This window comes from Streptomyces sp. NPDC000151, from assembly GCF_040301705.1.
Lineage (GTDB): Bacteria > Actinomycetota > Actinomycetes > Streptomycetales > Streptomycetaceae > Streptomyces.
Genome location: NZ_JBEPFC010000220.1, coordinates 1 through 8,478, shown reverse-complemented (window position 1 = coordinate 8,478; position 8,478 = coordinate 1). Strand labels below are relative to the sequence as shown.

Annotated in this window: 8 protein-coding genes and 1 pseudogene; 8 read left to right on the top strand and 1 reads right to left on the bottom strand. The window is 71.5% G+C overall.

Going from position 1 to position 8,478, the window contains the following annotated elements:
* The 8 genes and pseudogenes from ABT381_RS33910 to ABT381_RS33875 form a co-directional block, all read left to right on the top strand.
* A pseudogene (locus ABT381_RS33910) lies at positions 1 to 1,210 on the top strand (hypothetical protein); the annotation flags it as partial.
* A 9-nt stretch (positions 1,211 to 1,219) separates the two neighbouring features.
* Entirely contained in the window at positions 1,220 to 1,633 is a 414-nt protein-coding gene (locus ABT381_RS33905) for a roadblock/LC7 domain-containing protein (RefSeq protein ID WP_030257979.1), read from the top strand.
* 79 nt (positions 1,634 to 1,712) lie between these two features.
* Positions 1,713 to 2,123, top strand: a complete 411-nt coding sequence (locus tag ABT381_RS33900; RefSeq protein ID WP_031051532.1) for a DUF742 domain-containing protein — start codon at positions 1,713 to 1,715, stop codon at positions 2,121 to 2,123.
* Positions 2,104 to 2,682 carry a GTP-binding protein gene (locus ABT381_RS33895; protein ID WP_351601307.1) on the top strand — a complete coding sequence of 193 codons (579 nt, stop codon included), beginning with the start codon at positions 2,104 to 2,106 and terminating at the stop codon, positions 2,680 to 2,682. Before ABT381_RS33900 ends, ABT381_RS33895 begins: the two co-directional genes overlap by 20 nt.
* A gap of 335 nt (positions 2,683 to 3,017) precedes the next feature.
* The gene (locus tag ABT381_RS33890) at positions 3,018 to 6,188 is read left to right on the top strand and encodes a sensor histidine kinase (protein WP_351601304.1); all 3,171 of its coding nucleotides are present in this window, start codon (positions 3,018 to 3,020) and stop codon (positions 6,186 to 6,188) included.
* A gap of 10 nt (positions 6,189 to 6,198) precedes the next feature.
* Positions 6,199 to 6,612, top strand: coding sequence for a roadblock/LC7 domain-containing protein (locus ABT381_RS33885; RefSeq protein WP_030257992.1), 414 nt, complete (start codon positions 6,199 to 6,201; stop codon positions 6,610 to 6,612).
* An 84-nt stretch (positions 6,613 to 6,696) separates the two neighbouring features.
* On the top strand, positions 6,697 to 7,305 hold the full coding sequence (locus ABT381_RS33880) for a DUF742 domain-containing protein (RefSeq protein WP_351601301.1): 609 nt from the start codon (positions 6,697 to 6,699) through the stop codon (positions 7,303 to 7,305).
* Entirely contained in the window at positions 7,286 to 7,864 is a 579-nt protein-coding gene (locus ABT381_RS33875; RefSeq protein WP_073447656.1) for a GTP-binding protein, read from the top strand. Before ABT381_RS33880 ends, ABT381_RS33875 begins: the two co-directional genes overlap by 20 nt.
* Positions 7,865 to 8,013: 149 nt before the next feature.
* On the opposite strand, the gene ABT381_RS33870 is transcribed toward ABT381_RS33875, so the two are convergent.
* The coding region (locus ABT381_RS33870; protein ID WP_351601298.1) for a DAK2 domain-containing protein at positions 8,014 to 8,478 on the bottom strand (465 nt) is incomplete at its 5' end.

The window sequence follows — 8,478 nt, the reverse complement described above, 5'->3', positions numbered from 1 at the left end:
CAGCCAGCAGCCCGGCTCCAGCTGGGGTGCGCGCCGCGAACGCGGCGAGGCGGCCGACGACTGGCCGCTGGCGCCCCGCCCCGGCCAGGAGGACCACCCGCGCGGCCACGAGGAGCCGGAGAGCACCGGCCAGCACCGGCGTCCGGAGCTGACCGGCCAGTACCAGCGTCCCGAGCCGACCGGGCAGTTCGAGCGCCCGGCGGCCGGCGGCCCCGGTGACACGGCGCAGTTCGAGCGCCCGGACTTCGGCGGCCGGCGCCCCGGCGCGAACCCCCCGGCGCGCGGCACGTCCCCCGCTCAGGGCGGCACGTCCCCCGCACAGGGCGGCGCGCCCTCCCCGCAGGGCGGTACGCCCGCACAGGGCGCCCGCCCCATGTGGACCGGCGAGTTCGAGCTGCCCTCGGCACCGTCCTCCGGACAGTCCGCCGAACAGGCGCCCGCGTCTCCCCCGGCGCCCGCCGGGCCCACCAGCCCGATGTGGAGCGGCGAGTTCGCCCCGCAGTCCGAGCAGGGCGGCCGCCCCGCCGAGGAGAGCGCTCCGGCGGCAGCACGCGGCGAGGAGGCCCCGGCGCGCGGCGGCCAGGCGTACGACGCCGACTCCTTCGGCCGGGACGACGCGTTCGGCCGCGAGGACGCCTTCGGCCGGGACGGTGCCTTCGGGCGCGCGCCCCGGTCCGGTGAGGTCCCCGTACAGCAGCAGCCGCACTCCGCTCCGGACGACGCCGACCTGCTCGGCGGCCCCGCGCCGCGGAGCACGGGCGACGCGGGTTCGCCGATCTTCGACACGATCGAGTCGAACTGGTTCACCCAGCCGGGCGGCAGCGCGGCCGAGGAGCCCGTGAGCCGGCCGCAGAGCGCCCCGGAGGCGCCGCGGCTGCCCCGGCGCGAGCCGGCCGACAGCGGCGCTCAGGCGCAGGCCCAGTGGCGTTCCTCGCCCAACGACGACGTCTGGCGCCGGGCCGAGCAGGTCCGCCAGCCGGCGGCGGGCGGGATCACCACCTCCGGTCTGCCGCGCCGCGTTCCCCGTGCGAACCTCGTGGCAGGCACCGCGCAGCAGGAGCAGCGTCCGGGCGGCCCGCAGGTCTCCCGTTCGCCCGACGACGTGCGCGGCCGGCTGACCAATCTCCGCCGGGGCATCCAGCAGGGCCGGCAGGCCGGGCACACCGGCACGCATCCCGTCGTGGACCCCACTCACCAGCAGGAGCGTTAGTTGAGTCCGATGAGCCAGGCGGCGCAGAACCTGAACTGGTTGATCACCAATTTCGTGGACAACACCCCCGGGGTGTCCCACACGGTGGTCGTCTCGGTGGACGGTCTGCTGCTCGCGATGTCCGAGGGCTTCCCGCGGGACCGGGCCGACCAGCTCGCCGCGGTGGCCTCCGGGCTCACCTCCCTGACATCCGGCGCGTCCCGCATCTTCGAGGGCGGGAACGTCAACCAGACCGTGGTGGAGATGGAGCGGGGGTTCCTCTTCCTCATGTCGATCTCCGACGGATCGTCGCTGGCCGTACTGGCGCACCCCGAGTGCGACATCGGCCTCGTCGGTTACGAGATGGCCCTGCTCGTGGACCGTGCGGGCGGCGTGCTGACGCCGGACCTGCGGGCCGAGCTGCAGGGCAGCCTGCTCAACTGACCCGCCACCGATTCCACGTGCCGAAGAACCCCCCACCGGCCCGACCCGACGACAGCCAGTTGTCCAGCCCGGAGGACCCATGACCCCGCCACCCGCTTCGCCCGGCCCGTACGGCTATACCAGCCAGCCGTACGGCGACGACGGGGGCGACCAGCCACTGGTCCGCCCTTACGCGATGACCGGAGGCCGGACCCGGCCGCGCTACCAGCTCGCCATCGAGGCGCTGGTCAGCACCACGGCCGATCCCTCCCAGCTGCCCGGGCTGCTGCCGGAGCACCAGCGCATCTGCCATCTGTGCGCCGAGGTGAAGTCGGTGGCGGAGGTCTCCGCGCTGCTGCACATACCGCTGGGGGTGGCCAGAATCCTGGTCGCCGACCTGGCCGAGGCCGGCATGGTGGCGATCCACCAGCCCGGCGGCAGCGGTGAGGCCGGCGGCACGCCCGATGTGACCTTGCTGGAGAGGGTGCTCAGTGGACTTCGCAAGCTCTGACGCCGCGCCCCGTTCGACCACGTCCGCGAAGATCGTGGTGGCGGGCGGTTTCGGCGTGGGCAAAACGACCTTTGTCGGGGCGGTTTCCGAGATCAATCCGCTGCGTACCGAGGCCGTGATGACGTCCGCTTCCGCGGGCATCGACGACCTCAGTCACGTCCAGGACAAGACGACGACCACCGTCGCCATGGATTTCGGGCGTATCACCCTCGATCAGGATTTGATTCTTTATCTGTTCGGCACACCCGGCCAGGACCGTTTCTGGTTCATGTGGGATGATCTGGTCCGCGGTGCGATCGGTGCCGTGGTACTCGTCGACACCCGCCGGCTCTCCGACTGCTTCCCCGCGGTCGACTACTTCGAGAACAGCGGGCTGCCGTTCGTGATCGCGCTGAACGGGTTCGAGGGGCAGCAGCCGTACACCCCCGACGAGGTGCGCGAAGCGCTGCAGATCGGCCCCGACACGCCGATCATCACCACCGATGCCCGGCACCGCGACGAGGCCAAGGGTGCCCTCATCACGCTCGTCGAACACGCTCTCATGGCGCGACTCAAGTAGCGCTGCCGTACGGTCAGTTGCGCCGGGGTGCGCTGTGTCCTTGGACACGCCGGGCCCCGGCGTTCATAACGTTTCGACAGAGAAATCCCGGGACCTCGACACCGGATGCGCACAGGCGGCTCCACTGTGTTCACGTTTCCCCCGCCTTTTGCCGCGCCTCGCCCTTAACGCCCCTTTTATCTGGCGTCCCGCAGGGCTTGCTCATCTTTTGCGCACTGTTTGGAACGCGCGGCCCTGACGTGCTGGAATTCGCTGAACTCCGGAGTAGGTAACGCCCAGAACGAAAACGGCACAGCGAGATACGTGCGTGCCGGCGCCGAGAGGTTGTTGGTCGAGTGAGGCGAAGCAAGTCGGGCCCCGCGCCGCAGCAGGCGGCGCAGCGGGGCAACTTCACACCGCCGCCGCGTCATACGGCGTCGCCTTCCGACGCGCCTGAAAGTCCGCTGAGCAGCCAGCCCGTGCGCGGCAACCGGATGTCCCCGCGCAACTGGCGCGTGGCCACCCGCCTGAACGCCATCCTGCTGCTCCCCGTCATCCTGGCGCTGATCTTCGCCGGGCTGCGGGTGAACACCTCGGTCGGGACCTGGAACGAGGCCCAGGACGCCGAGAACACCGCGAAGCTGGTCCAGGCGGCCGCCACCTACGGCCAGGCCCTCGTCGACGAGCGGGACCGCACCGCGGCGCCGCTCCTCCAGGGCAAGCCGAACGACCCGGTCGTGCGGGACGCGCGGGCCGACACCGACGCCGCCGCCGCCGACTTCCACGACGCGGTCAAGAACATGCCCGACAAGGAGGGCCTCAAGCGCCGCCTCGCGGTCTTCGAGAAGGTCGAGCCCAAGCTCGACATGCTGCGCAAGGTGGCCTACACCTCGCAGCTGACCGGCGTGCAGACCGAGGAGGGCTACACCGAGGTCCAGCACCCGCTGATGGAGTTCTCCAACGAGCTGGGGCTGGGCACCGGCAACATCACCTCCTACGGGCGCACGGTCTACGCCGTCTCGCTGGCGAAGGCCGCCACCTCCCTGCAGCGCTCCATCGGCACCCACCTGCTGGTGCACCCGGCGGCCGGCGCCAAGGAGCGCAAGAAGCAGCTCACCGCGTTCGCGTCGTACGCCTACCTGGAGAACATCGCCATCGGCGAGTACACCTCCGGCGGCACCCCCGAGGACGTCGAGCGCCTGAAGAAGGACTCCGCGGCCCTCAAGAAGAAGGGGCAGGAGCAGGCGGCCCAGGCGCGGAAGCAGGCCACCGCGGCCGGCCGGTCGTTCCGGGCGCCGCCGTCCATCGACGCGATGGTCCAGGCGATCTCCTCCGGCGCCCCGCCGCAGCTGCTCGCCGCCAAGGGCGTCACGCCGCAGACCTGGTTCGCGGCGTCCACCGGCAAGTTCGACATGTACCGCGGCATCGAGAAGGACCTCGCCGACAAGGCGGTGGCCGAGGCCGCGCAGATCTCCTCGGACGCGCGGCAGACCACCTTCGTGGACTCCGGCGTCGCGCTCGGCGCGCTGATCATCGCCTTCCTCATCGCCGGCCTGATGGCCCGCTCGATGACCCGCAACATGCAGCAGCTGCGCACCGCGGCCTTCGGCATCGCCGAGCAGCGGCTGCCGATGCTGGTCGACCAGCTCTCCCGTACGGACCCGGGCCGGGTCGACACCCGCGTCAAGCCGATCCCGATCTCCACCACGGACGAGATCGGCGAGGTCGCGCGGGCGTTCGACCAGGTCCACCGTGAGGCCGTGCGGCTGGCCGCCGAGCAGGCGCTGCTGCGGGGCAACGTCAACGCGATCTTCACCAACCTCTCGCGCCGTAACCAGGGCCTGATCGAGCGGCAGCTGACCCTCATCACGGAGCTGGAGAACAACGAGGCGGACCCGGACCAGCTGGAGAACCTCTTCAGCCTGGACCACCTCGCCACGCGCATGCGCCGCAACGGCGAGAACCTCCTCATCCTCGCGGGCGAGGAGCCGGGCCGCCGCTGGACCCAGCCGGTCCCGCTGATCGACGTGCTGCGCGCGGCCACCTCCGAGGTGGAGTCCTACGAGCGCATCGAGCTCCAGGGCGTCCCCGAGAGCGAGATCCACGGCCAGGCCGTCACCGACCTCGTGCACCTGCTCTCGGAGCTGCTGGAGAACGCCACCACGTTCTCCTCGCCGCAGACCAAGGTGCGGGTCACCGCGACCCGTCTCCCGGACGGCCGCGTGATGGTCGAGATCCACGACAAGGGCATCGGGCTCACCCCCGAGGACTTCGCGGACATCAACCACAAGCTGGCCAACCCGCCGACCGTCGACATCGCGATCTCCCAGCGCATGGGCCTCTTCGTGGTCGGCCGGCTGGCGGACCGGCACGGCATCCGCGTCCAGCTGCGCCCCTCGGGCGAGACGGCCGGCACCACCTCGCTGGTCATGCTGCCGGAGGCGATCACCCACGGCGGTGGCGGCGAGGACACCTTCGAGGACGACTTCACGGTCTCCCGGATCATGCCGGAGCACCCGCAGCCGTTCCAGCAGCCCGAGGACATGCGCACCGCCGCGGAGCTCGGCTTCGACGACCACTACCGGCCGTCGGACGGCTCAGCGGAGCTGGACCCCGTGGGCCGCTCGCTGCTCCGCGAGGAGCGCCGCGCGGCGCTGGAGGCACAGAACGGCGCTCCGCAGCACGGTGCGCCCGGCCAGGAGTCCGCTCACCACCCGGCGCGGAACCCCGCGCAGGACTTCGGCGGACTCCCCCGGCGCGGCGAAGCGGAGGGCTCGGGCGCCGCGTACGACGGCTTCCACGAGCAGCCGTACGCCCCCCAGGAGGCCGCCGGGCAGCAGTCCTACGACGGGCCCGCCGGCGCCTACGACGACCGCTCCTTCGGTGGTCAGAACCTGTTCGACCAGGGCTCTTCGGAGCTCACCGGCGAGCAGCCGCAGTACCCCGCCGACGGCCGGCAGCACCCCGGATGGAGCGAACCCGCTCCGTTCCAGGGGTACTTCGGCGGTCAAGCGGAATCGGACCACAATGGTCCCGACGCTCCCGCGCAGCCGCAGGAACGCGTAGCATTCGATCGTCCGGGTCCCACCCCGAGCGAAACCCACTCCCTGACCGACGCCGGCCTTCCGCGCCGCGGAGGTGACAAGGCCCCAGGGCAGCAGGAGTGGCAGCAGCCCGAGGAGCCGGCGTCGCCCCCGCAGCAGCGGAGCACGTCGGAGGACAGCTTTGGTTGGCGTACCGCCAACGACGAGCGCTGGCAGCGGGCGGAGCAGCTTCGCGAGCCGAAGGCGGGCGGAATCACCTCCTCCGGTCTCCCCCGGCGGGTGCCCAAGGCCAACTTGGTCGAGGGCACCGCGGAGCAGACCCCGCAGGGCGGCCCCCAGGTCTCCCGTGCGCCCGAGGACGTCCGGGGCAGGCTGAGCAACCTGCGCCGCGGTGTCCAGCAGGGACGCAGTGCCGGTATGGAGGCACCCAAGAATGACCAACAGGGCTTCGGCCCCGGCAGCACCTACGATCAGGAGCGTTAGTGTGAGCCCGATGAGCCAGGCGGCGCAGAACCTGAACTGGTTGATCACCAACTTCGTGGACAACACCCCCGGTGTGTCCCACACGGTCGTGGTCTCCGCAGACGGTCTCCTCCTCGCCATGTCCGAGGGTTTCCCTCGGGACAGAGCCGATCAGTTGGCGGCGGTGGCCTCCGGGCTCACCTCGCTGACCTCGGGTGCCTCCCGCATCTTCGAAGGCGGGAGCGTCAACCAGACCGTGGTGGAGATGGAACGCGGGTTCCTCTTCATCATGTCCGTCTCGGACGGATCGTCGTTGGCCGTACTGGCGCACCCCGAGTGCGACATCGGCCTCGTCGGTTACGAGATGGCCCTGCTGGTCGACCGCGCGGGCAGCGTTCTCACGCCCGACCTGCGCGCCGAACTGCAGGGCAGCCTTCTCAACTGACAGACAGGCAGTGCGTTTCTCGCCACCGCACCATAGGGTGCGGTGGCGCGACCGGCGTCGGATTGGCAAGTTGGAGGAGGAAACGTGGCAACGCCCCCTAGCGGATACCCGTACGATTCCGGGCATCTGCCCGAGTCGCAGGGCGAAACCCAGTACAACCGCTTCAACTTCCCGTCCGCGCCGAGTCGTCGGCAGCCGCGGCCCGCGCCGCAGCACCAGCCCTACGACACGACGTACGGCAGCCCCTCCCCGTCTCCTTACGGCTACGGCGACGAGGGGCCCCGGGTTCCGCGCATAGAGCCGGTGCAGCCGCACCGGCGCACCGAGCCGTCGGCGCCCACCGGCGGCGCGCAGAACCCGCTGGTCCGCCCGTACGCCATGACCGGGGGCCGCACCCGGCCGCGCTACCAGCTCGCCATCGAGGCACTGGTGCACACCACGGCCGCGCCGGCTCAGCTCCAGGGCCAGCTGCCGGAGCATCAGCGCATCTGCCATCTGTGCCGCGAGATCAAGTCGGTCGCCGAGATCTCCGCGCTCCTCTCCATTCCCCTCGGCGTCGCCCGGATCCTCGTCGCCGACCTGGCGGAGGCCGGACTCGTCGCCATCCATCAGCCCGGCGGTGACGAGTCCGCCGGCGGACAGCCAGATGTGACACTGCTCGAAAGGGTGCTCAGTGGACTTCGCAAGCTCTAGCGGTGCAGCCCGCTCCACCACCTCCGCGAAGATCGTGGTGGCGGGCGGCTTCGGCGTGGGCAAGACGACCTTCGTCGGGGCCGTCTCCGAGATCAATCCGCTGCGTACCGAAGCCGTGATGACCTCCGCCTCGGCGGGCATCGACGACCTGACGCACGCGCCGGACAAGACCACCACGACGGTGGCGATGGACTTCGGCCGTATCACGCTCGACCAGGACCTGATCCTGTACCTGTTCGGCACGCCCGGCCAGGACCGTTTCTGGTTCATGTGGGACGACCTGGTCCGCGGCGCCATCGGCGCCGTCGTCCTCGTCGACACCCGCCGCCTGGCGGACTGTTTCCCCGCGGTCGACTACTTCGAGAACAGCGGCCTGCCGTTCGTCATCGCCCTCAACGGCTTCGACGGACACCAGCCGTACACGCCGGACGAGGTCCGTGAGGCCCTCCAGATCGGCCCGGACGCCCCGATCATCACGACGGACGCACGGCACCGCAGCGAGGCCAAGAGCGCGCTCATCACGCTCGTGGAACACGCGCTGATGGCGCGCCTGCGCTAGCGCCTGACGGCGCGGTCGCACGACCGCCCGTACGCGAAGGGCCCTGCACACCATGGTGTGCAGGGCCCTTCGCGCGCTCAGGGGCGCGGGGCGTGTCGATATGCGGCTCCGCCGCGTGGGCGCGACCAGCCACGACGGCGGGACGGTCGTCAGCCGAGCGACGCCCCCACGGCGGTGACGATCAAGGCCAGAGACGTGGCGCCCGCGTCGGCGTGTCCGTAACCGAGGTCGCCCATGCGCGCCGCCCGGCCCCGGGCCGGTACGAGTTCCGCCGTCGCGGCGGCCGCCTTCGTGGCGACCTCGGCCGCGGCCCGCCAGGCCGTGGCCAAGTCCTCGTCCGCACGGGCGGCGGACAACTCGGCCCGGAACGGGTCCAACGCATCCAGCATCGTCTTCTCACCCACCTGCGCCCCGCCCAGCTCGCTCACCGCCCGCTGCGCCGCGGCCACCGCCTCCGCGAGCAGCGCCGTCGTACAGGAGGCGCCTTCCGGGGCCCGTACGAGGACGGCACCCGTTTCGGCCAGCAGCGCCCCGTACAGCGCGCCCGACGCGCCCCCGGATGCGTCCGCGAGGGCCAGCCCCGCGGCGAGCAGCGCGTGCCCCGCGGAGCGCGG

Bases quoted from the DNA above. Each gene is read 5' to 3' on its own strand.
- ABT381_RS33900 (WP_031051532.1), top strand. From the start codon at position 1,713: ATGACCCCGCCACCCGCTTCGCCCGGCCCGTACGGCTATACCAGCCAG.
- ABT381_RS33905 (WP_030257979.1), top strand. From the start codon at position 1,220: ATGAGCCAGGCGGCGCAGAACCTGAACTGGTTGATCACCAATTTCGTG.
- ABT381_RS33885 (WP_030257992.1), top strand. From the start codon at position 6,199: ATGAGCCAGGCGGCGCAGAACCTGAACTGGTTGATCACCAACTTCGTG.